This is a genomic window from Streptomyces sp. NPDC050416 (assembly GCF_044458845.1).
Classification (GTDB): domain Bacteria; phylum Actinomycetota; class Actinomycetes; order Streptomycetales; family Streptomycetaceae; genus Streptomyces.
Genome location: NZ_JBITII010000003.1, coordinates 178199 through 202332, shown reverse-complemented (window position 1 = coordinate 202332; position 24134 = coordinate 178199). Strand labels below are relative to the sequence as shown.

Below are 24134 nucleotides of genomic sequence, written 5' to 3'. Positions count from 1 at the left end.
CGGGCCAGCCATCGGAGGACTGGTCGATCCTCCAAGCTGGCAGTGCACTCCGCAATACCCAGTTCACGTACTGGACCTCTCCTGCCCGACCGGCTACCGGTACAGCACAGCCCGCTCGACGACACTCCACGTCGTACTGGTCACGACGTACAGCGCGGCGGCCAGCGGCACGACCGCCACAGTGACGAGCGTGAAGAAGGACATGAAGGGCATCACCTTGGCCACCGCCCCGAGCCCCGCCACCTGCTCCTGCTCGCCACCGGCCGGCAGCGCCGGGCTCGCGGCCGTCATGCGCTTACTGAGGCGGTAGCTGAACGCGGCGACCCCGGCGACGACCACGAACAGCCCGGCGTAGACGAGCCCCGCCCCGCCGAAGAGGCCACCCTGGAGCGCGTCCACCCACCGCTCCCCCAGCGGCGCGGCGAACAACCGGTGGCCGAGCAGCTCATTGGCCCGCCCGCCGATCGTGTCGCTGGAGAACAGGTGGTAGAGCAGGAAGAACGCGGGCACCTGGAGCAGCCCGGGCAGACAGCCGGCCAGCGGCGACACCTTCTCCTCGGCGTGCAGCTCCAGCACGGCCCGCTGGAGCTTCTCGGGGTTCTTCCCGTGCTTCTTCCGCAGCTCGGCGATCTTCGGCTGGAGCGCGGTGCGGGCCTTCTGGCCGCGCGCGGCGGCCCGGGACAGGGGGTGGACGAGGAGTCGTACGAGCGCGGTGAACAGGACGATCGCGGCGGCGGCCGCGGAGGCGCCGAACAGCGGCTGGAGGAGGTCGGCGAGTCGCTCGACCAAGTGGGCGAAGACGGACATGGGTGAGCCCTCCGGGGGTCTCGTCGTGCCGGGAGTGGGACATGGCGGCATGACGACCCGCGCGGGGCCGGCTACGGGAACGTGCTGGCTGGCCCTACGCGAAGGTCGCCCGGAGGTCGTGTCCGGGTGCCCGGGGCCGGGTGCGCCCCCGGGCGTCGGGATCGCGTTGGGGCAGGAAGGCCGTACGGAGGTCACGGTCGCGGATGGCCGTACGCACCCGCGTACGCGGCACGGCGGGCGCGCAGCGCGTGGAGACCAGGGCACAGACCGTGAGCGCGGCGGAAGCAGCGGCGGTCGCGGCGAGCGCGACGGTGGCGTAGAGGCTGCCGGTGTCCAGCAGCGCCACTTCCAGGACCAGGAGGAGCAGCACGAGAGCGGGACGCAGACCAGTCCAGCCGCGGACCATCGACTCCCTCCTCCCGAACGCCTACTCGCTCGCTCGACTACCCATCGTCTTCGCTCTGTTCGTTATACAGGATCACTCCACCGAAGGCGTCCGAGACTTCGTACACGGGTTTGAGAAAGGTTCGTCGCAAGTCTCGACAACCCACCCGCCACACCCGATGCTTCTCGTTGCCATGAGCGGGCCATGTACGGGCCACATACGGGCCAACCCGCGACGCCGGGCCGGGGGGACCGGCGCCTGCCCCGATTCCCCTACGGAGGAGCCGTGATACGACGCAGGACCCTGCTGACCGCAGCAGGCGGTACGTTCCTCGGCAGCGCCCTGGCGACGGGCACCGCGCACGCGGACGCCACCATCGCCGTCAACCCCTCGACGACGTACGGCACCTGGGAGGGCTGGGGCACCTCCCTCGCCTGGTGGGCCAACGTCTTCGGCGCCCGGGACGACTTCGCGGACCTCTTCTTCACCACCAAGTCGGTGACGTACAACGGCAGATCGCTCCCCGGCCTGGGCCTGAACATCGCCCGCTACAACCTGGGCGCGTGCAGCTGGAACAGCGTCGGCGGCGAGACGATGGCCGAATCACCGAACATCCCGGCCTTCAAGCAGATCGAGGGCTTCTGGCAGGACTGGAACAACGAGGACCCCGCCTCCTCGGCCTGGAAGTGGTCGGCGGACGCCAACCAGCGCGCGATGCTGGTGAAGGCGACGCAGCGCGGCGCGATCACGGAACTCTTCGCCAACTCCCCCATGTGGTGGATGTGCGGCAACCACAACCCCTCGGGCGCGGCGGGCGGCGGCAACAACCTCCAGACCTGGAACTACCGCCAGCACGCCTCCCACCTGGCGGCGACGGCCCTGTACGCGCGTGACAACTGGGGCGTGAACTTCGCGACGGTCGACCCCTTCAACGAGCCGGCCTCCACCTGGTGGACCGCGACCGGCACCCAGGAGGGCTGCCACATGGACCCCGCGGTCCAGGCGGCCGTACTCCCGTACATGCGCAGCGAGTTGGACAAACGCGGCCTGACGAACCTCCGCATCTCGGCATCGGACGAGACGAACTACGACACGGCCCGCTCCACCTGGGCGTCGTTCAACTCCTCCACCAAAGCCCTGGTCTCCCAGGTCAACGTGCACGGCTACCAGGGCTCGGGCGGCCGCCGCGACCTCCTCTACACGGACGTGGTGACGACGTCCCGCAAGAAGCTGTGGAACTCCGAGACGGGCGACAGCGACGGCACGGGCCTGACCATGGCGTCGAACCTCTGCTACGACTTCCGCTGGCTGCATCCCACGGCGTGGTGCTACTGGCAGGTCATGGACCCCTCGACGGGCTGGGCGATGATCGCCTACGACGCGAACACCCTCCAGCCGACCACGGTCCAGACGAAGCACTACGTACTGGCCCAGTTCAGCCGCCACATCCGCCCGGGCATGACGATCCTCGACACGGGCGTGAGCTACGCGGTGGCGGCGTACTCGGCGTCGTCCCGCCGCCTGGTGCTGGTAGCGGTGAACACCTCCACATCGGCCCAGACCCTCACCTTCGACCTCTCCCGCTTCTCGACGGTGACGGGCGGCACGAACGGCGCGGTACCCCGCTGGAACACGGTGACGACCGGCGGCGGCGACCTCTACACCCCCCGCTCGGACATCCGCCTGTCCGGCAAATCGGTCAGCGTCCCCTTCGCCGCAAAGTCGGTCCAAACGCTAGAAATAGACGGCGTAACCCTCTAGCCCGCTGTCATGGCGGCGATTCGGGACGAACTGTAGAGCCGGGATGACAAGCATGGGGAACCCGCGCAGGCCAGGCGTCTGGCCTGCGCATCTCTCACGCTCGTCACCTCCCGGCAGTACGGTGTCCCCCATGCGCCCCGACTCGCCTGCCGAAAACGTCGACCACACCGCCGAGGCGGCACGCCTGGAGCGGACCGCCGGCCTGTATCCCGAGGACTCCGAGGCCCTGCTGCTGCGCGCCGCGGCCCACCTGGAACTCGCCGGCGACCGCCCCACGGCCACGGCCCTCTACGACCGTCTGCTGTCCTCCACGGACGGCCTGGAGAACCCCCACCTGGTACGGGCGCTCAAGGCGTCGAACCTCTGGGAGTACGGCCACGAGGCCGAGGCCAGGGCGATCATCGAGGGCGTCCGGGTGGCGTCCCCGCGGGACCCGGCCCCCTGGGTGATCGTCGCCGAGGCCCTGGAGTCGCACGACGAGCTGGAAGCGGCGCACGACACGTTCACGGAGGCCGTCCGCCTCCTCCTGACCGACGTCCCGGAACCCCCGCAGCCGACCCACCCCCTCCTCTTCGGCCGCCACAGGGTCCGCCGCATGCTGGGCAAGTCCCACGACGAGTGGGACGCGCTGGCGGACACGGTCCACTCCCTCCCGATCACCCTGGACGAACTCCACGACCCCAAGCGCGTCTGGTCCCTGGGCTCGGAAAACCCGGCGGAACTGGAAGCGGAGATCACCCGTCTCCGAGCGGAACTGGGCGCCTACCGCGAGGCCCTCTCCCGCCCCTTCCCGGTGGCGATCCTCCACTGGCCGGCGACGGAACTCTCAGAACTCCTCGAGGCGTACCCGGACCTGGCCTCGGAATACCCCTCCCACGAGACCCACCTCGCGACCATAGAGTCCGCCCTCCGGGAGCTCTCCTCTTCCGGCACCCCGAACCTGGGCATCGTCACCGGCACGGTCCCGTCCTACGAGGCCTTCGCGGCGTCGGAACTCTCGTCCCCCTCGGACCCGACCCTGCTCCCCCAGTACGCGACGACACTGGCGGCCCGGGGCCGAGCAGTGCAGTGGCCGCCACAGCAGGGGGCACTTTGCTGGTGCGGCTCGGGCCAGACGTACGGCGAGTGCCACGGCAGCACCATCTAAGCCCCCTGCCTACGGCCCCAGCCCCCGGACGACCCGAACGCCGCTGAGCCGACCCGGCGTGCGCCGAAACGGGGACGCGTCCGCCACCGCCGGGCAACTGAACAACTCACTACTGCGCCACGCCCTTGGCCCCCCGCTTCCCCGGGCCGCCCGCTCGCTTCTCTCCCGTGCTGGAGCGGCCCGGGTCAAGGGTGGCCCGCAGGGCCATCGGCGCCAGCCGACGCGGAACGCAGCGCAGCGGAGTGAAGCGCCCTTGAGGCGGGGCGCGGAGGCACGACACTGGCAATGGAAGCGGGTGGCCCGACAGACGAAAATGATCAGCCTGTGGCACAACCCCCTCGGATGTCGGTGACTGCTGCTAGAACAGATCCACATCGCCATGAGTGATCGTGCGCGCACTGGCAGAGGGAACAAGGGGGAGCCGTGACAGAACAAGGGACGATCGACTCCACCAGAGCGGCGATCATCGGCCGTGACGACATACATGCGTGAGGCTCGACGACAGTGAACAGCATGACGCCTTCCTCGCCCGGCGTCTCGGCCCGCATGAGCAGGCAGGCGAGCAAGGACACGGCCGTCGAACTGGCCGTGCGGAGACTGCTGCATGCGGCCGGGCTGCGCTACCGCGTGGAGTACCCCGTACCGGGCCTGCCCCGACGGCGCATCGACGTGGCGTTCCCTCGGGCCAAAGTCGCTGTCCTCATCGACGGCTGCTTCTGGCACGGCTGCCCTCAGCACGCCACTCATCCGAAAGCCAACGCGGAGTGGTGGCGCAGCAAACTGGACCGGAACATGGCCCGCGACCGTGAGACGACGGAGCATCTGGTCGCGGCGGGGTGGACAGTACTGCGGTTCTGGGAGCACGAAGCTCCCGAAGAGGTCGCCGTCCGAGTGGCGACGGTCGTGGAGCGGCGACGGACAGAACGAACCAGGGGGAGAAAAGAGTGAGTGGCCTCACATTCGTGGATGTGTGCTCAGGGGCGGGTGGGCTTGCTCTCGGACTGGAGCAAGCGGGTTTCGAGCCGCGCCTGCTGTTGGACGACGATGATTCCGCCGTCACGACTCTGCGGACCAATCGGCCGCAGTGGAACGTGCTTCACGCGGATCTGCTGGACTTCGATCCGGCCGAACACCCCGTGAGCTACGACGTGGATCTCCTCGCGGCGGGCCTGCCACGGGTGAAGTCGAGCGCGACCGTCGGACGGACGGATTCGCGTGTGGAAGAGCGGCTGCTGGAGGCCGCCGTCTATCTCGTCCACGCGATCCGGCCTCGGGCAGTACTCATCGAGAACGTTCCGGGGCTCGCCCACTCGGACGAGTATCAACCGTTCCGTGATTTCACCCGGGCGGAACTGGCCCACTTGGGATACGAGTTCAGTTGGTTCGTCGTGAACGCTGTCGAATTCGGAGTACCGCAGAGCCGTAAGCAGGGCGTCCTGATAGCCGTCGAACGGCATCGGGCCAAGGCATTCCGACAGCCGACACCCACTGTGCAGGAGCCGACGACGGTAGGCGCCGCTTTGGGACCGTCCATGGCCTCACGGGGTTGGCAGGACGCCGGCCGCTGGGCCGCCCAAGCTGATCAACCAGCTCCGACATTGGTCGGAGGCTCGAAGAACCGAGGCGGAGCGGACCTCGGACCGACCGGGGCCAAGCGGAAGTGGGCGACCATGGGCGTAAACGCCCACACCCTGGGCGATCAGGTTCCCGGCCCTGAGTTCGTTTGGGACCCCGAGCTGGGCAGGGACAACATGGTGAAGATCACGGCTGAACAGGCGGCCCTGCTGCAGGGCTTCCCCGAATCGTGGGAGATCGCCGGGCTGAAGACCGCCCGGTACCGCCAGATCGGACACGCGACACCGCCGCCCGTCGGGGAGGCATTGGGACGAGCCGTCGCCGAAGCGTTGGACGGGCGGCCGGCAGTCTCCCCCGCCGGCTAGACTTCCGCCACATGACCAGCGCGGCGCCACACCAGTCCATCCTCGACAAGCCCTACGTCCTCGATCTCTTCGCAGGACCCGGAGGGCTGGATGTGGCCGGGCACGCGCTCGACATCCCGAGTCTCGGCATCGAGTGGGACAGGAGCGCGTGTCTGACGCGATACGCGGCCGGGCTCGACACCCTCCACGCCGATGTGAGCGCGGTACGCAGGGATGCCTTCGAGTCCCTGCCGCCGGAGATCAACGTGCTCGCCGGTGGCCCCCCGTGCCAGACCTACTCGGTGGCCGGGAAGGGCGCCGGCCGCAAGGCCCTGGAAGAGGTCAAGGGGTACATCGAACGCCTGATGGCGGGCCACTCCGACGAGGCGATCGACAAAGACTTGAAAAAGCTCAGCGATCTACGCACCGCGATGGTCCTCGAGCCCCTCCGGTACGCCATTCAGGCAACCAGGAGCCCGAACCGGGAGAAGCGCCCGTATGACGTGATCGTCCTGGAACAGGTCCCCGCGGTCGAGGCCCTCTGGCACCACTACGCCAAGGTGCTGAAGGAGACGGGCCTTCCCGACGGCACCAAGTACGAGGTCGTGGTCGATGTCCTCGACACGGAGACCTATGGGGTGCCGCAGACGCGATCCCGTGCGGTACTGATCGCTCGACGTGAAGGGCTGGGTCAGCCCTCGCTTCCCGCGCCGACCCACCGCGCGTACGAGGCGAAGGAATGGAATCGCAGGGCGGACGAGATGGCGAGCCAGATCCATCAGCCGACCCTCGACGAGGACACCGCCCCGGAGACGGAGGAACGCGGGGAAGCCAGCGACCAGGGCCTGAAGCCCTGGAAGTCGATGGGTGAAGTCCTCGCCGACCCGGTGGGCAAACATCCAGGCCGCCGCACTCCGTTCCTCGTCCGCTCGAACTACGGCAGCTCCGGAGTCCCCGGGCGCCGTGGAGTGCGGACCGACCGGCAGCCCGCCGCCACTGTCACAGGTCGTATCTCCCGCTTCGTAGTGTTCGAGCACCTCGACAAGGACATCGTCCGCGAGGGCGCGCGATTCAGCATGAACGAAGCGGGAATGCTGCAGAGCTTCCCGCCGGACTATCCCTGGTCCGGTACGGCGCAGGCCCAGCAGGTGGGAAACGCGGTGCCGCCGGTGTTCGGTGCCCATCTGCTCAGCGCCTCTCTCGGCCTTCCCGCGCCCGATCCGGAGGTGCTGAGGAAGCCGTGGCAGCCGGCCACGGAGGAACAGCGTGCCAAGCTACGAAGCCACGGCTGCGGGGCCGCTGACACCTGCACCGCCAGGTGCCCGCGTCCGGACGATCAGGCGCCGGCCCGCTCATCCACCGCCCCTCGCAAAAAGGCGTCGGCGAAGCAATAGGTGCGACAGCAGATCGCTGCTTCGCGTCAGTCCGTGCTCTTCCTGCCCCTGACCGGGGCGGTCTCGAACAGCTCTGTGAAGTAGTCGGTGAGATCGGCCACGGACTTCTCCGGGACGGGGTCCTCGTCAGGCCCCTCCGGGAGTGCGTGTCGCGCGACCGGGGGTGCCGTGTCCGCCTCTGCGATCCACTCTCGCAAAGGGGCGGGGTCTCTGGGCTCGTCCGGCGCGAGGACGTCATAGGTCAGGGTCGCTCCCGCCGTACTGATCGCCACGCTGAGACCGTTGATCTCTCGACCGGTGGTGACCTGCCCGTTCTTCAAGAGGCGAACCAGAGCCTGGGCTGTGGGACGGTGATCGATCACGTCCATCCGCAGAACGGTGTGGATGAGGTCCTGATTGCCACAGGCGACCTCGACGGGCTCATAATCAGGTCCGTTCCGGAAGAGTTCAGCCGCCCACCACAGGCGGGAGAAGCACTGCCGGTCCGCCGGGCCCCGGAAACGGTCCGCGGCAACACGCCTCACCGGCCTGTTCGCCGTCGCCTCCGGCAAGTGGCGCCACACAACGTAATCGGGGGCCACCGCCAAGGCGATGTGATTCCACAGACGTTTGTCCGCCGCCTCCCGCCGCGTCAGGCGCAGCGTGGCATGAAGCCGCGGCGCGAGCCACGCGTCGGCTCGGGTGCGGTCCTCACGGAACTCGAACATGGCGTCGTCCATCAGACTTCGGATCGGCTCGGCCGACCACCTGGCGTCGTCCTCGGGGAGCGGCTCGACGACCTTGGCGAGTTCGATGCCGCCGTGCACCTGTTCACCTTTGAGCAGTTCTTCGGTGAGGAAGGGATCGACGGCCGAGGTAGCGAGAAGCGCCAAGCGCTCCGGTACGTGGTTCGGTTGGGTGATCACGTCTCACTCTCTCGGTTCATCTGTTCCAGACTGCGGATGGCATAGGCAAGTGCTTTGGTGGCATCGGCACGACGGGCCGCCGCGTAGTGAATGCGGGTCTGCAGCTCCACCCAGCCCGATTCGCCGGTGCGCCGGCGATGGACCTGTCGCAGGGCTTCCTCGACGTGCACGCCAGGAATCACATCGGGGAGCATCTCCCGCAGCACATCGCCCTGCCAGTCGGTCGGAAAGACCGGGCTGCCTCCGGGTTCCATCTCCAGATCGCCGATGGCACCGTGGAACACCGCGGTCCAGACGTCGGTGGCCATCTGGGCGACCAGGAGGTCACGCACCTTGCTGTCCACTCCTGAGCCACTGCTGTCCAACAACCCGAGGACGCCTTCGATGTCGGTGTTCACGAACACCGTGGGGACCCGGGCCGAAGTGTCCACGATCCAGGGCACGTCGGCGTAGGCGTGCAGCCACTCCCTTGAGCTCTTACTGAACGAGGCTTTCTGGACGTCTAGTTGGAGTCCGCGGACCGGCTCCTCGGACACCGTGTCGATGATCCAGCTTCGGTCCGTCTCTGCGATCGACCGTCCTCGTACCCCGTCCACCGTCCCGACGGCATGCACGGCAAGGGATGCCCGACTCAAGTGGTGGTCACGGAGCACCTCCAGTGAGCCCGACCAGTCTCGGCCGTCCTCCGCGTCACGCGTGAGGTCGGTGGACGTGCGGACATTGGTCTCGCCGTCCGTCAGCACGGCGAGAACACGCAGATCGGACCAGGCGGCATCCGGCGCGTTCGCCCCGGGCGGCAGCGTCGCGGAGAGACCGATCGTGGCACTCACCCAGTCGGCGTGGCCCGCGATGCCAAGTGCGACAGCCTGCTGTTGGGTCGAGTATGCGGTGGTCTCCAGCTGGTCGCGGGTGCCGTCGGAGAGCTTGAGGGAGACCGAGGTCACCCGGAGCGAGACCGGCCGGTTGAGCCTCTTGTACGGGTAGATCTTCACCGTCACTCCCCCTTGCCGGCACGGAGTTCGACGACGAGGCGGGTGAGCGTGGTTCTGACGGGGTGGCTGGTGACGTCGGTGAAACCGCGGAACTTCGCGCGGCGGGTGCCCGGGGTGAAGCGCAGAATGCCGTCCTCCACCTCACACCCCTCGACGGCCACGAGTTCTGCCCAATCCAGCTTCGGACGGCCCCCGGAGCGCACGTCCAGCTGTGCGACCGGCACCATCGGGACGACCTCGTCGCCCCGCGGGATGCTCACTTCTGCCGTGATCTGCCACTCCCCACCGTCGCCGATCGTCGCGTCGAGCCCGTCAAGGACCGGGACGACCGGCCCGGTGGGCACCTTGGCCTTTGGCCTCGTCTTCACGGTCAATGCCTTGCGCAGAGCCTCACCGCCTTCGCGGCTGCCGCGCTTGGGCCGCGCGACGAGTTCCCTGACCGCGTTGTTGACCTCGGTGGTCAGCGTGTTGATCCGTCGGTACGCGGAGGGCGACCAACGCAAGGACAGCTCCTCGGTCTGCCCCCAGCGGTCGTGCTCAGGCGGTTCCGCCGCGCGCAGGAATTCCTCGGCCTCCTTCGCGAAGGGGGCCGACTCCCCGGCGGCCTCCCCCACCAGGAGAACGGCCTGAAAGGGGTTGGTCCCGAGCGGCAGATTCGGGACCCCGGCCCTTTTGACAGTCATGCGGTTGCCACGCAGCGAGTGCACCTGATTCTTCGGTGTGTCCTTGTCATTGTCGGCTTCGGTGACCAACAGGACCGCTTGGTGCGTACCGAGTGTTCCCCGGGCGCCCCCGGACAGCGGGAGCTTGAGCGGAACGCTCCGCGCCGCCACCTGCCCGGCTTCGGTGAGCCGATCCACGGTGGCGCCCTCGTAGTGCGCGCGAAGGGCACGAGTCCGGGAAGGTTGCTCGGCAGACGGGTCCACCTGCTCCTCCGCCACGACCACGTCGCCGTTGCGCAGGGAGCGAACCGAGACCTCCAGGAGGGGAAGCCTGCTGCCCCCACCGGTCATCGCTGCCCAGAAGTCACGCCCCAGTGCCTCGACCAGACGGCGGTGCATCTTGCGGATGTCGCGCGTGTCTTCGCCGCCCTCTTCGTCCATGGTGTCGTCGTCAGAGAAGCCGTCCTCAAGGCTCGCCACGTCGTGCGCGCCGACGATGAGGAAGGAAGTACCGGGTTCGTCGCTTTCCCGGGTCAGGTGCAAACGAGCCACGGTCTCCTCGTCCGCCCACCAGGAACGGGCGACCATGGCGCCGGGCGAATCGGGATCGGGGCGTCCGAACCAGGCGGGGCCCGCGTACGGCTCGCCGTCGACCTCGCGCCATGGCAGTTCGAGACGGCCGATGACTCGTCGCTCCGTACGCCCCTCGTGAGGCTCGGACAGAGTGGAGTTGATGAGCACAAGCCCGAGAGCGCTGGTCGCCCACAACGTGGCCTTCCCCAGACCGTACGAACCACCTGCGGCAGGACCGGACTTGAGGCTCTGCAGTTGGCGCCTCACCACCGCAGCGAACTTGCCGTCCGCGTAGTCGTCACCGGTGAGGCCTGAGGCGTTGTAGTCGTCGACCCGCAGCAGGACCAAGCGGCCCTTCTCGTACATGTCACGTACCCCGGCGTCGACGACCCGGCCGACTTTCTGGTTACCGGCGATCTCCGAAACGGCGGAGTAGTGCGGGAAGAGATCGTTCCAGAGAATCGCCTCACGGAAGGCCTCCAAGGCCTCGCCGGTCAGCTCGTGCAGCGTGTAACGGACACGGACCGGGCGGCCGTTCTCCGTCAGCCGCTCGTCGAGGCTGTTCTGACAGGTCTCGCGTGCGAGGACCTGAACGTCGGCCTCAAAGGCGAAGGCTGCGGCATTCCCCAGGTCACGGCCCCCGTCGGGATACCCGGGACGGTGGTACCAGGTGACCGGCAGGCCGGCCTGGGTGTCGGTGGTGCGGGTGTGCACCGTACCGAGGTCCGTGCCCAGTGCCTTGGCGATGTCCACCATGACCGTCGGGCGGGGAGTCGACCTTCCAGTGATCCATGCGGAGACGGCGGCTCGAGTGACGTCGACCTCCTTGGCCAGTTCGGCCTGCGTCTTCCCCGCGAGCTTGAGCTGACGAGCCAGCCAGGGCCCGAACTCCTCACCTGTCTCCACGTGCCACCTGCTTCTTCCTCGAGTCGCATGCTGCAGACCATGAGGCTAATTTGACACGCACGCCATCGTCAACTGAAAGTTGACCAAGCTCGATCACCTTCCCCGCTTCGAGCTCCTGATCCGACTTGCCCGGATCGCACAACTTCGCCCCAGAACGCACCGTGCCCGGTAAGCGGAACAGGCAACTCCCCAAAGAAATACGGGAGTTCAGGCTTGCACACCGGAGCACCCACCGGCTAACTTGCACGATGACGGAATAGCCGTCTCGCTCACTAAACCGAACCAGGGAAGTGGGCGGCAACGGGTGAATTATACCCGAACCCATCCAGAGAAGCGGAGACGTAGCGTCCACATACACCTGCGGCGAAACGTTTCTCAAAAGGACTGGCGACACGAGAACTTCACCCGCTAGCGTTTTAGCGAAAGGAAGCTAGCTCGAGAACAGCTATCCGTTTCCATGGGGGCGTGCGCCCGAATACACCCCTGTGCTACTGACAGAACACAACGGGGGTGGAGCGCTCCATGAATGAACACGGCTGCGGCGACCATATGAACTCGTCCCGGGAGATGAGCGCATTTGAGCTGACGATTCGCATCGCGATGAGCAAGGCCGAGATAACCGAAATTCTTCAGGGATGCAACTTGTCGGAAGAACATTTCGTCGGCTGCTTCCCCGACTTGGCCAAGGCTGTTCAGGAGCTGCCGGACGAGGATCCCCCCTCACCATGACACCCCCGCAGCTCAGCGGCACCCCGGCCTTCACCTGAAAACACACCGAAGGCCACGCACCGAGCACCGCCAGCACAGCGCACAGAAGGAGACGGGCCGGCTGCACGACCTCGGCAGCTGGCCCGCCGCCCAAGCTTTCGCCCGGACCTCGACCATCCCAGGAGTGCAGCAGCAGTGCCGTCTTCGTCCTCAACGGTGATCGAAACCGTTCTCGAGCAGTCCTCCCGTGTTCTTCAGACTTACGCAGTAGACCCTGGTCTCGTGGCAGAGCACGCCAATGGTGAACGCCGAATCACACAGGGCGGATATGGCGATCGACAGCTTTTCGAACTCGTCCAGAACGCGGCCGACGAAATCGCCGACGAGCCGGGCGGGAGAATCTATGTCGTCCTGACGGAATCTCATTTGTATTGCGCCAACGAGGGAAATCCAGTAACCCAGGAAGGCGCGGAAACAATCCTTCGGATGAGTATGTCGAAGAAACGCGGCGGCCAGATCGGGCGATTCGGGGTCGGGGTGAAATCAGTCCTTGTAGTGACCGACACGCCGCAATTCTTCAGCCGCACCGGAAGTTTCGGATTCGACCGCGCCTGGTCGTACGAGCAGATCAAGGCCGTGCCAGGTGTGACGGCGCGCTACGGCACGGAGTTCGACGCTCCGGTTTTGCGCATGGCCCGCCCGCTCGACATGCAGGCCGAGCGGGCGGCTGATCGTGTTCTGGACGAACTGCTGACCTGGGCGACCACCGTCGTTCGCCTGCCCCTGCTCCCGAAGGCCGACGACCGACTGGGCCGGGACATGCACGGCGGTCGCGCCAAGGATCACGGTGAGCCCCGCCAGGAGTTCCCGGTCGGCTTCCAGCTCTTCTCGCCGCATGTCGCGAAAGTAGTGCTGGAGGACCGCCGGCCTCGGCCCATGGCCCGCCGGACACTGACCGCCCAGCAGTCCGGCGACCTGCACATCGTGGTCGAGGAACGGACCGGGAAGGCCGTAGCCAGCGAGCGGTGGCGGGTGTTCACCACCACACACAAGCCCGGCCCGGCGGCCCGCTCGGACGCGGGTGAGCTGCATGACCGGCTCTCTCTCGAACTCGCCTGGGCCGTGCCCGCCCTGGAGAAGGACCCGGAGAGCGGCCTGCACATCAGCCCGCGGTCGCGCGGTCGTGGCAAGTTCTGGTCCTTCTTCCCGACCAAGTACGAGATGTCGCTGAGCGGCATCCTCAACGGGGCCTGGAAGACCAACGAGGACCGGCAGAATCTGCTCGACTCCTCCCCCTTCAACCAGGAGATGATCAGGGTGTCGGCGCAGTTGGTCGTCGGCTCCCTCCCCGCCCTGGCTCCTGCCGCGGACCCGGCCGCCTACCTCCCGCTGCTGCCCGGCCGTGTCAAGGAGGCGATCAGCTGGGCCGACGAGTTCCTGACTCGGGAGATCTGGGACCGCGCCGCGGACAGTCCGTCCCTGCCCGACCAGGACGGCGTACTGCGCGTCCCGACCGAGCTGCGGGTCCACCCCCGGCTCGACAGGGATCTGAAAAAGCTGTCCGGTTGGCTCCGGATGTGGCACGAGTGCCCCGGGCGCCCTTCGAACTGGCTGCACCCGAGCGTCGAGGCGGACTCCCTGCGTTCCGGCAAGGTCGAGCACATTCTCGCCGCGGCCGGGCACGGGCGGACCGATGTCCGCGAATGGCTGGAGGCGTTGGTCGAGAGCGGCACCCCCGAGGCGTCAGCCGTGGCCATCCGCATCCTCGCGGACATGATCGAGGTCCGCTCCCCGTACGCCGATGAGGCGCGCAAGGCCCGGGTCGTACTGACCGAGGAGCACGGTCTCGTCGCCCCCGTGCACGGCAAGGTGTTCCGCCGTGCCGATCAGGGAGGGCTGCGCGAGTCCCTGGTGTACGTGATCGACGAACTCGCCCAGGACCTGTCGCTGATGCACGCGCTCAACGTCCTCGGTATTCGCGAGGCCGATGTCGAAGGCCGGTTCTTCAGCGTTCTCGACCAAGGCTTCGACCACTACAGCGAGTCGGACTGGGAGCGGTTCTGGGAATTGTTCCGCCAGGCCGGGGCCCGTCGAGTGGCCCACAAAGTTCTGGAGCGAGTACCCACGCCGGCCTCGACGCTCCGTGTGCGGACGGCCGACGGCCGGTTCCGGCCGGTGGAGAACTGCATGCTCCCGGGTGTCGTGGTCGACGCGAAGCGCGATCCGAGCGTCGCCGTCGACATGGCTTTCCACTCCGACGACGCTCCCTTCTTCGCACAGGTCGGCCTTCAGGAGCGACCGTCCGGAGGGGTGCAGCCCAAGGCGGACGAGGCCTGGTTCGAGGAGTACCGCGCAGCCGTCCACGCCGCCTACCTGCGCGGTCTGGACAGCCGCGCCCCCCGTCCGGCACTGAACCGGATGAAGGTCGAGGGCGCCGCGATCGGTGGCCCGCTCCACCTTTTCCGTGCCCTCTCCGAGGAGTCACGCGCGGCCTTCCTGAAGGTGCTGCCCGATGACGCCGTGGTGGACAACTGGACGCGCCAGATCGGCGCGCAGACCAGCACTCGGCAGGCGGTGGCCTCCCCGATCCGGTGGTTGTTGAGGAAATACGGCACGGTCGCCACCTCCCAGGGGATCAAGCCGCTGAGGGAGGCCGTCGGCCCCCAACTCGCCGCCTACCGCGACGTGCTGCCGGTCGCCGACATCTCCCCCGAGAAGGCCCGCAAACTGCGTCTCCCCACCACCGTCGACGAGGTTCCCGCAGACCGCTGGAACGCGCTCCTCGACGAGGTGTCCCGCAGCGAGGACGACTCCTTTGTCGGCGCCACCTACGTGATGCTCACCCGCTTCGGTGCCGACTTCCCCGAGGACTCCCTGACCCGGTGCCGGATCGGCGACACGTGGAGCACCCGCCCCGACGAGGAGATCACCCTCGCCGTCAATGCCGCCGAGTACCGGGCTCTCCGTGCCGAGCAGTTGCCCGCGCTGCTCGTGCCGACCGTCGAGGACGCCGAGCTGATGGTCGAGAAGTGGGGCATGCTCCGCTATGCCGACGTGATCAGCCGGGAGACCCGCGAGGTGGCCGAGGGAGACCCGGTGCCGCTCGTGGAGCTGTATCCGGCCCTGCGCCAGCGTCTGAACAGCGGGAACCGTAACAGCCTGGTGCAGCGCTGCACCGAGCTGGAGGAGATCACCCGCACGCCCAATGGCACACATGCCACCCCGCTCAAGGCGGTCAGTCAGGACGGCGTCGTCAAGGTCCGCGTCCCGCTGGATCGCGAGCCGATGCTGATCCTGATCGACCACGAACTCGGGCTCGGTCTCGGAGCGGCCGGGTGCCGGGCTGTGCTGGAGCATCAGGAGCGCATGGCGCGGGACAGCGAGATGCAGGCCGCACAGAAGGCCGTACGCGAGGCCGAGGACGTGGTCGCCAAGATCGAGTTGCTGATCGGGGCGGAGGCGCTGCGTGCCGGGCTGCCTGAAGGCTTGATGGAAGCCGAGCTGCAGGCGACCGACGGCGTGGAGCCGTCCGGGCGCCGGATCGCGCAGATGGCGTTCAACGCGCACGGCGACGGGGTGCTTCAGCAGCATGCCCGGGACATCCAGGCGCGCTTCCCCAACGCGCCGGTCGGGTACACGGGTTCGTCGGCCGCCATCGCCTTCGTCTCGGAGCTGAGGTTGCCTGTCTCGTTCGCCGGTTCGAGGACTCCGTCCCCGCCCGTGTTCGAGACGGTCGAGGGCCCTCGGGACTTCCCGAGCCTCCACGGCTACCAGGAGGACCTGGTCCGGAACATCTCGACCATGCTCGACCGGCTGGCTCCCCAGCGCGGCATGCTGTCCCTTCCCACCGGCGCCGGCAAGACCCGCGTCACCGCTGAGGCCGTGATCCGCTGGATCAAGCGGTTCGGCGACCTCAAGGGTCCGCTGCTGTGGATCGCACAGACCGAGGAGTTGTGCGAACAAGCGGTTCAGAGCTGGAAGTTCGTCTGGAGCAAGGTCGGCGCGGAGCGACCGCTCACCATCAGCCGGCTGTGGAGCAGCAACGAGGTCGGAAACGTCGTCGACCACCCCCATCTGGTGGTCGCGACCGATGCGAAGCTGCAGCGCTGCCTGGGCACCGACCAGTACGCCTGGCTTCGACAGGCCGCGCTGGTGATCGTCGACGAGGCGCACACCGCCATCTCCAAGCGGTACACCGAGATCCTGGGCCAGTTGGGACTCACCCAGTACGAGACCGGGCGGCATCTGCTCGGCCTGACGGCGACCCCGTTCCGCAACACCAACGAGGAGGAGACCCGCCGCCTGGTCAACCGCTTCGGCAACCGCCGTCTCGACGAGGGAGTCTTCCCGTCCGGGGACCCGTACCGGGACCTGCAGGAGTGGGGCATGCTCGCACAGGTCGAGCACCGCACCCTGCAGGGCGGCAAGATCGAGCTGACCCGGGACGAGAAGACCCATGCCGACCGCATGGCGATGCTCTCTCGCTCCGCCGAGCAGCGGCTCGCCGACGACCACGGGCGAAGCCGTCGCATCGTCGACGAAGTGGCCGCTCTGCCGGAGGACTGGCCGATGCTGCTCTTCGCCACCTCCGTGGACCACGCCAAGTACCTGGCAGCCATGCTCAACGACCGCGGCATCCGAGCCGCCGCCGTCGACTCCACCACCAGCGCCCAGGACCGTCGCACCCGTATCGAGAAATTCCGAAACGGCCGCATTCGTGTGCTCACCAACTACGGTGTTCTCACCCAGGGCTTCGACGCGCCGGCCACCCGTGCCGTCGTCGTGGCCAGGCCGGTCTACAGCACCAACGTGTACCAGCAGATGATCGGTCGCGGCCTGCGCGGACCCCGGAACGGCGGCAAGGACAGCTGCCTGATCCTCAACGTCAGCGACAACATCGAGAATTTCGACACAAAGCTCGCCTTCACCCAGTTCGAGCACCTCTGGAGCCGTTCGTGATCGACGCCTACCTCGACAGTCCTCCGCTCACCGAGGAGCAGCGGGCCGTGGTGGAGCAGCCCTGGGACGCGCGCGTCCTGGTGACCGCCGGCGCGGGGGCCGGCAAGACTCACACGCTGGTGCGCCGGCTCGACGCGCTGTGCGGGAACGAGGACCCCGAGGAGTCACTGGAGGCCTCCGAGATTCTGGTGCTCACCTTCTCCCGGGCGGCGGCTCGGGAGCTCCGAGAGCGGATCACTCGGCACGGTGAGCGCGCTCACCGGGTGCGGGCGCAGACGTTCGACGCCTGGGCGTACGGCGTGCTGCGGCAGGCGTATCCAGACGGAGACTGGAGCGCGGCTTCCTTCCTGGAGCGGATCGAGGCCGCTGCCCGTGCCGTCGAGAAGGGAGCGCTGGAGGCCGGCGATGCCGTTCCCCCCGCGCACGTCGTCATCGACGAGGTGCAGGATCTGCTGGGGGACCGTCGGGACCTCGTGGAGGCGCTGCTCGATCGCTATCAGGAGAGCTGCGGCTTCACCGTGGTCGGTGACGCCGCGCAGTCCGTGTACGGCTTCCAGATCACTGACCTCACCGAACGCGCCGACGAGACCGGCCGGTTCTTCGACTGGCTGCGCGCCTCGTATCCGGACGACCTGGTCGAACTCCGCCTCACCAAGAATTTCCGGGCGTCCACCCCGGAGGCCCGGATCGCGCTCGCACACGGACAGCGCCTCCAGAACGTCACCGATGCCGAAGAGGCCGCGGTCCTCTATGAAGAGATGCGCGAGCTGCTTCTCGATCCGGCGAACGGGATGGGAGCCCTCACGGACCCGTTCACCCTCGACGGACTCCGCGACTTCCCCGACACCTGCGCGATCCTCGCCCGTGACAACCGGCAGGCTCTCGTCGTCTCGGAGCTGCTCCACGAGCACGGCGTCGAACACAGGCTGCGACGCCCGCTGGAAGACCGCCCGGTCCCCTACTGGGTGGCCGAGCTGTTGCGCCGCACCGAGTCCGCAACGCTCTCCGAGGACCGGTTGCGGTCGTTGCTCGGAGAGATACCTCTGCCGTACGAGCCGGATACCGGAGCGGTGTGGGCCGCGATGCGCCGGGCCGCGCGAGGCCCGGGGCGAGGCGTCCTCGACCTGGACCGGCTGCGCCGCCTGGTTGCCGACGGCCGTTTCCCGGACGAGCTGGCCGATCCCGAGACCGCACGCATCGTGGTCTCCACCGTGCACCGGGCCAAGGGCCTGGAATTCGACCGGGTGATCGTCCTTGCCCCGCCGACCGTCGCGGAGTTGCAGCAGCAGTTCAAGGAGGAGCTGGATCTCCCGGCCGAGGCCCGCGCTCTGTACGTGGCCCTGACGCGTGCCCGTCAGGACCTGTATCACGTGAACCGGCCCGAGCTGCCGATCTTCAAACGGGCTGGTGGCAGGAAGAACGGCCGCAGGTTTCTGGGCGGCTGGAGACAGTACGACCGCTATGGGATCGTCGGCCAGGCCGGTGACGTGTGCGCGGACAACCCTCCCGGCCACGAAACGGACGCCGTGGCGACCCAGTCCTACCTTCTGGAACACGTCGCCCCCGGCCATGAGGTGGTGCTGCGCAGGCGGCACGACCTGCCGCTCGGCGAGTGGCAGAGCCCGCCGTACGCCGTGCTGCACAAGGGGCGGGAGATCGGCGAGGTCTCGGAGCGGTTCCGGCAGGAGCTGTTCCAGGTGCAGAAGGTGAATCGCACGTGGGCCCCCTGGTGGCCGGACGAGATCCACGGGCTGCGGGTGGACACCGTGGAGTCCGTCGCGGGCAGCACTGCCGCCGGCGCCAACGCCGGCCTCGGTGACCGGGGCGTGTGGATCGCACCTCGGATCACCGGAATCGGAAGGTACCGACGGGCGGACGACGAGGAGCAGCGCGCATGAACGACACGGAGAACCGGCACACCGAGCACTACCGCGTCCGGGACGAGGAGCTGATGGTGGGTCTCCGCCGCGAGCTTCTCGGCCCTGCCCCGGACGCCTCTCCGGAGGACCGCGAGGAAGTCCTCGCCCGTGACGCTCCGATCGACCGCTACTTGGCCGGTGTCCTCTACCCGAGGTCGGCGGACGTCGAAGCCGAGCAGAGGATGCTCGAGGACGAGGCGGAGCACAAGGGTCTGGACATGATCCCCCTGCGCACTCGCGACAACATGGAGGAGTCCGGGACCGCGCAGGAGGTCGGCGCCGCCGGGGCCCGCCGGCCCTCCTCCATGGGGCTCACCTTCGCCGTCGACCCGGCCATAAGCGACTCCATCGTGGTCCGTGCGCGGGCCGCCGCCTACCGGGCCACGGACGCGGACGGCAACCCTGTCCCCGCCCGCCGCGCCGAGGCCCGCACCACCTCCGATCAGCAGGAGCACTGGCGGCGTGAGGAACTCGCGCTGCCCGACACCACCGTGGATGTGACCACGCCTGCGCCCGATCTACGGTTCGAGTTGACCGACGGAGTCGGGCTGCGCGTAAACGTACGGCGCCCCGACCCGACGCTGGGCACAGTGACCGTAACGGTGACCCTGGTCAACACGCACAAGGTCGGCGAGCGGGAGCTGCAGGACGCGTTCTCCCTGTTCCAATGCGGACTCGTCGTCCGCGCGTCCGACGGATCCAGTGCTTTCGTCGAGCGTCCCGCCCCCGACGTCGCGCACGATCCCGAGGTCGCCACCAGCCGCCTGCTGCACCGCCACGCCCCGACCTTCGCCGTCGGGCACGGCTGCGCCGCCGAATGGGACTGGACGCCGCCGCCGATCGGCATGTCGGACTCCGTGTGGGCCGGTGTGTCCGAGGTGCGGAGCGAGTTCGTGCCGACCGTGGAGGTGTTGCTCACCGACTCCAACCCGGAGATCGACAGCTCCGCCCTGTCCATGCTCGGTCTGGCGGAGCACCCCGACGCGAAGGTCCTCGCCGCGCTGGAAGCGCTCGCCGCGGGCTACGAGCGGTGGATCGACCGCAAGCAGGCCGAGGCAGATGCCCTGGTCGGCGGTGCGTACGAGAAGGCCGCCCGCGACCAGGTGGACGCCTGCCGCGAGGCACTAGGCCGGATCCGCGAGGGCATAGACCTCCTGCGCAACAAGCCCGACCTGATGCGTGCCTTCCGGCTGGCCAACCGGGCCATGGCCGACCAGCGCGCCCGTAGCGCCTGGGTGAAGAGCGGCCGCAACGGCTCCCCCGAACCCGCCAATGGTCGCTGGCGGCCGTTCCAGATCGCCTTCGTCCTGCTCTGCCTGGCAGGCATCGACGACCCCGAGCACCGCGACCGCGAGGTCTCCGACCTCCTGTGGTTCCCCACCGGTGGTGGCAAGACGGAGGCGTACCTCGGGCTGATCGCGCTCACCTCCTTCTTGCGCCGGATCCGGCTCCGTGAGAACGGTGGCGGTGTCACCGTCCTGATGCGGTACACGCTCCGCCTGCTGACCCTTCAGCAGTTCGAGCGCGCCACGATCCTGCTCTGTGCCATGGAACGGATTCGCCTCGGCAACTTGTCCGAGCTACGCGGCGGACCGTTCTCCCTCGGCATGTGGGTCGGTGAATCCGCCACCCCCAACAAGTTGAAGGACGCGAACGACCAACTGGCAGAACTCCACAAGGACCTCGACAAGCGCCTGGCGACCAAGAATCCAGTTCAGCTGCACGCCTGCCCCTGGTGCGGCACCCGCCTGGACGCCCGCGCGTACGAGGTCGATGAAGACGCCAAGCGTATGCACGTGCGCTGCCCCGGCGCAGGCTGCGACTTCACGGACGGTCTGCCCGTCCACCTGATCGACGAGGCGGTGTACGACGCCCGACCGACGCTGGTCATCGCCACCGTCGACAAGTTCGCGTCCATGCCGTGGCGTCCGGCGACCGCCGCCCTCTTCAACAGGGACAATCCGAGCGACCGCACGCCGCCACCCGAGCTGATCGTTCAGGACGAACTCCACCTCATCTCCGGCCCGTTGGGGACGCTCACCGGTCTCTACGAGACGGCCGTCGACAAGCTCGCTGGTCGCCCCAAGGTGATCGCCTCGACGGCGACCATCCGGCGCGCCGCCGATCAGGGCCGCAGTCTCTTCGACCGCGAGGTTCGCCAGTTCCCGCCCGCAGGCCTGGACTCCCGTGACTCCTGGTTCGCTGTGGAGACCCCCCGAGAGGAGAAGGCGAGCCGTCGTTACGTTGGCCTCCTCGCCCCCGGCACCAGCCAGTCCACCCTGCTCATCCGCACGTACGCGACTCTGCTGCACCGGGCGAAGCAGGCGAAGACCTCGGACGACGTTCGGGACGCCTACTGGAGCCTGGTCGGCTACTTCAACAGCCTCCGACTGCTCTCAGCTGCCGAACTCCAGGTCCATGACGACGTGGTGGCGTATCTCGAACTGCTTGCCGCACGCGACGAGACCACCGTGCGTTCCGTCGCAAACTACTCGGAGCTGACCAGTCGCATCGACGCAAGCGAGATCCCGGCCCGCCTCAAGGGCATCGAGCGAAAGTATCCCGATCCTGACGTCGTGGACGTCCTCCTGGCCACGAACATGATCGCGGTCGGCGTCGACGTGGACCGGCTGGGCCTTATGGCCGTGATGGGCCAGCCACAGACCACCGCCGAGTACATCCAGGCCACCAGCCGCGTCGGCCGCGCTCACCCCGGTCTGGTCGCCGTGATGCTCAACGCGACCCGCTCACGCGACCGCTCCCACTACGAGAACTTCCTGCACTTCCACTCCGCGCTGTACCGCGAGGTCGAGTCGACCTCCGTCACCCCCTTCTCCGCCCGCGCCCGCGAACGCGGACTGCACGCGGTGATCGTCGCTCTGACCCGGATCTTGATTCCGGAGGCTCGACCCAACGAGGCCGCAGGCAGGGTGGAGTCGTACGAGCACCGGATCCGCGGCGAGATCAAGCCCGTCCTCCTTGACCGCGTCCACGCCGTCACCCCCGAGGAGGCCGACGCCGTCTCTCGTGCCTTCGACGAGTTCGTCGACTGGTGGTGCGAGGAGGCCGACATCCACAACGGCCTGCTCTTCGAACCGAAGAAGGGAAGGCGCACCCCTTCGCTTCTGCAGCCGTACGACGACGAGGCCGAGAACGCCGAGGCCTGGCCCACCCTGTGGAGCCTGCGCGACGTCGATGCCGAGTCCGCTCTGTTCATGGAGGCCACCCGATGACCCCGCCCCCCGCGCGCCGTCGCCGTTCCGGTGCGAACGGCTCGGCGCCCGCCCACAACCTCCCGCGCCGCGGCGCGGTCCGTCGCGCCCAGGCGATCACCACGTACGGCGTCGGTTCACTGATCGCGGTCGACCACGAATCCTTCGTCGTCTCGGGGCTGGACGGGGCGGACGAGCACTGGAGCACGGACGAGGCACCGCGTATCCACGAACGTCGTCTGGCTCGCATCCTGAAAGTCGAGCATTTCCGGCTGCCGCCCGCGTCCGACGAGCACAGCCAGGACGGCATTCGGGTCCGCCGCTTCCCGCTCATGCACTCCTGCCCCGAGTGCAACGAGTTGCGCCGCCATCGCGACTTCAACCCGCCGCCCGGCCAGAGCGTCTGCGGCACGTGTGAGACCGACCTCGTCCCGTCTCGCTTCGTGATCGCCTGCGAGGCCGGCCATCTCGACGAGTTCCCGTACTGGCACTGGGTCCACCGCGCCGCAGGGCGGGGCACGACGGCCGCCGGCCAGTGCGGTGGCACGCTCAGGCTGCGCACCTCCGGCCGCAGTTCCTCGCTCCGCTCGATCCTCGTGTCCTGCAGCTGCGGAGTGCCCGAGGTATCGATGGAGGGGTCCTTCCGCAAGAAGGCGCTCAAGGATCTCGGTCTGAGCTGCCGTGGCACGCGACCGTGGCTCGGCACGTCCGTCCCGGCGCAGCGCTGCAGCCTCACTCCACGCACCCTCCAGCGTGGTTCCTCCGCCGTCTGGCAGCCGGTGTTGAAGTCCGCGCTGTCCATCCCGCCGTGGAGCGACGGTCGCGCGGACCCACTCGCTCCGTACTGGAGCCGACTGCGCGATCTGAGCGACCGGTCCGATGTCGAGATGTGTCTCAAGGTTCTGTTCGGGGACGAATGCCCTGTGTCTGTCGATGAGGTGATGGAACTTCTCGCCGCCGAGCAGGAGGAAGACACCACCGAGGACGGGGAGCGCACCTTCGACCACCACTACCGTGCCTTGCGCAACAAGGAGTACGAACGTCTGCGTGCCGGCAACGACGAGCGCGAGCGTTCCCGTGACGAGCAGTTCATCTGCGAGACCCCGCTCGGTGACCCGACCGCTCTCGACGGCATCGGGGTCACCGGCCCGATGCTGGTCAAGAAGCTCCGCGAGGTCCGCGCGCTGAAGGCGTTCACCAGGCTCTCCGACCCCGACTCGATCTCCGAGACCAACGAGGCCGCGCTCTCCTCGATGCCACTGAACTGGCTGCCCGCCATGGAGGTTCGGGGCGAGGGCGTCTTCCTCCGACTGGCCGAGGACCGTCTTGCCGCCTGGGAGAACATCACCGCCGTGGCCAGGCGCGCCAAGCGCATCCGCACCGCACATCGCCGGGTGATGGAGCAGAGGGCCTCCGACCCCACCCAGGTCTTGCCCTCTCCCGCTACCCCCCGCATGGTGCTGCTGCACACCCTGGCCCACGTGCTCATCAACGAGTGGAGCCTGGACGCCGGCTACCCGGCCGCCGCCCTCCGCGAACGCCTCTACGCCGACGAGGAAATGGCGGGCCTGCTCATATACACAGCGACGAGCGACTCCGCAGGCAGTCTCGGCGGCCTGGTCGCCCAGGGCGAGCCCGAGCGGCTGGCAGGCACGATCCGGTCGGCGATCCGCCGGGCCTCCTGGTGCTCTGCCGACCCCCTGTGCATCGAGTCCGAGGCCTCCGGCACCGGCGGCACGAACCTGGCCGCCTGCCACGCCTGCGTGATGCTTCCGGAGACGAGCTGCGAACACAACAACATCCTGCTCGACCGCGCTCTGCTGGTCGGCACGCCCGAGGATCCGGACCTCGGCTTCTTCGCGGACATACTGCGCCACTGACAACC

At 68.1% G+C, this 24134-nt stretch carries 15 protein-coding genes; 10 read left to right on the top strand and 5 right to left on the bottom strand.

The window, feature by feature from the left end:
• Positions 1 to 93: 93 nt before the first annotated feature.
• On the bottom strand, positions 94 to 807 hold the full coding sequence (locus ACIBL4_RS10505; RefSeq protein ID WP_399408421.1) for a YidC/Oxa1 family membrane protein insertase: 714 nt from the start codon (positions 805 to 807) through the stop codon (positions 94 to 96).
• Between the two features lie 94 nt (positions 808 to 901).
• On the bottom strand, positions 902 to 1213 hold the full coding sequence (locus ACIBL4_RS10500) for a DUF6412 domain-containing protein (protein WP_399408419.1): 312 nt from the start codon (positions 1211 to 1213) through the stop codon (positions 902 to 904).
• A 264-nt stretch (positions 1214 to 1477) separates the two neighbouring features.
• Between ACIBL4_RS10500 and ACIBL4_RS10495 the strand changes: the two genes are divergently transcribed.
• The 5 genes from ACIBL4_RS10495 to ACIBL4_RS10475 all read left to right on the top strand — a co-directional run bounded on the left by ACIBL4_RS10495 (position 1478) and on the right by ACIBL4_RS10475 (position 7413).
• A complete protein-coding gene (locus ACIBL4_RS10495) occupies positions 1478 to 2953 on the top strand; it encodes a beta-1,6-galactanase (RefSeq protein WP_399408417.1) in 1476 nt (491 codons plus the stop codon).
• 130 nt (positions 2954 to 3083) lie between these two features.
• Positions 3084 to 4100: an SEC-C domain-containing protein gene (locus ACIBL4_RS10490; protein WP_399408415.1), complete on the top strand. Its 1017-nt coding sequence runs from the start codon at positions 3084 to 3086 to the stop codon at positions 4098 to 4100.
• A 546-nt stretch (positions 4101 to 4646) separates the two neighbouring features.
• On the top strand, positions 4647 to 5048 hold the full coding sequence (locus tag ACIBL4_RS10485; RefSeq protein ID WP_399409313.1) for a very short patch repair endonuclease: 402 nt from the start codon (positions 4647 to 4649) through the stop codon (positions 5046 to 5048).
• The gene (locus tag ACIBL4_RS10480) at positions 5045 to 6040 is read left to right on the top strand and encodes a DNA cytosine methyltransferase (RefSeq protein ID WP_399408413.1); all 996 of its coding nucleotides are present in this window, start codon (positions 5045 to 5047) and stop codon (positions 6038 to 6040) included. Before ACIBL4_RS10485 ends, ACIBL4_RS10480 begins: the two co-directional genes overlap by 4 nt.
• Positions 6041 to 6051: 11 nt before the next feature.
• Entirely contained in the window at positions 6052 to 7413 is a 1362-nt protein-coding gene (locus tag ACIBL4_RS10475) for a DNA cytosine methyltransferase (RefSeq protein ID WP_399408411.1), read from the top strand.
• 26 nt (positions 7414 to 7439) lie between these two features.
• Here ACIBL4_RS10475 and ACIBL4_RS10470 read toward each other — a convergent pair whose 3' ends face one another.
• Genes ACIBL4_RS10470 through ACIBL4_RS10460 form a run of 3 tightly spaced genes read right to left on the bottom strand, consistent with a single transcriptional unit; the run spans position 7440 to position 11451 of the window.
• Entirely contained in the window at positions 7440 to 8318 is an 879-nt protein-coding gene (locus ACIBL4_RS10470) for a DUF6339 family protein (RefSeq protein ID WP_399408409.1), read from the bottom strand.
• Entirely contained in the window at positions 8315 to 9310 is a 996-nt protein-coding gene (locus ACIBL4_RS10465) for a hypothetical protein (protein ID WP_399408408.1), read from the bottom strand. Before ACIBL4_RS10465 ends, ACIBL4_RS10470 begins: the two co-directional genes overlap by 4 nt.
• A 2-nt stretch (positions 9311 to 9312) precedes the next feature.
• Complete coding sequence (locus tag ACIBL4_RS10460; protein ID WP_399408406.1) at positions 9313 to 11451, bottom strand: helix-turn-helix transcriptional regulator; 2139 nt, start codon at positions 11449 to 11451, stop codon at positions 9313 to 9315.
• A gap of 522 nt (positions 11452 to 11973) precedes the next feature.
• Between ACIBL4_RS10460 and ACIBL4_RS10455 the strand changes: the two genes are divergently transcribed.
• The 5 genes from ACIBL4_RS10455 to drmB all read left to right on the top strand — a co-directional run bounded on the left by ACIBL4_RS10455 (position 11974) and on the right by drmB (position 24129).
• Complete coding sequence (locus ACIBL4_RS10455) at positions 11974 to 12180, top strand: hypothetical protein (RefSeq protein ID WP_399408404.1); 207 nt, start codon at positions 11974 to 11976, stop codon at positions 12178 to 12180.
• 174 nt (positions 12181 to 12354) lie between these two features.
• The gene (locus ACIBL4_RS10450; RefSeq protein ID WP_399408402.1) at positions 12355 to 17118 is read left to right on the top strand and encodes a DEAD/DEAH box helicase; all 4764 of its coding nucleotides are present in this window, start codon (positions 12355 to 12357) and stop codon (positions 17116 to 17118) included.
• On the top strand, positions 17115 to 19016 hold the full coding sequence (locus ACIBL4_RS10445; RefSeq protein ID WP_399408400.1) for a UvrD-helicase domain-containing protein: 1902 nt from the start codon (positions 17115 to 17117) through the stop codon (positions 19014 to 19016). The genes ACIBL4_RS10450 and ACIBL4_RS10445 overlap by 4 nt, the downstream gene beginning before the upstream one ends.
• Positions 19013 to 22270, top strand: a complete 3258-nt coding sequence (locus tag ACIBL4_RS10440; protein WP_399408398.1) for a helicase-related protein — start codon at positions 19013 to 19015, stop codon at positions 22268 to 22270. The genes ACIBL4_RS10445 and ACIBL4_RS10440 overlap by 4 nt, the downstream gene beginning before the upstream one ends.
• The gene (gene drmB / locus ACIBL4_RS10435) at positions 22267 to 24129 is read left to right on the top strand and encodes a DrmB family protein (protein ID WP_399408396.1); all 1863 of its coding nucleotides are present in this window, start codon (positions 22267 to 22269) and stop codon (positions 24127 to 24129) included. The genes ACIBL4_RS10440 and drmB overlap by 4 nt, the downstream gene beginning before the upstream one ends.
• The last annotated feature ends 5 nt before the right edge of the window (positions 24130 to 24134 follow it).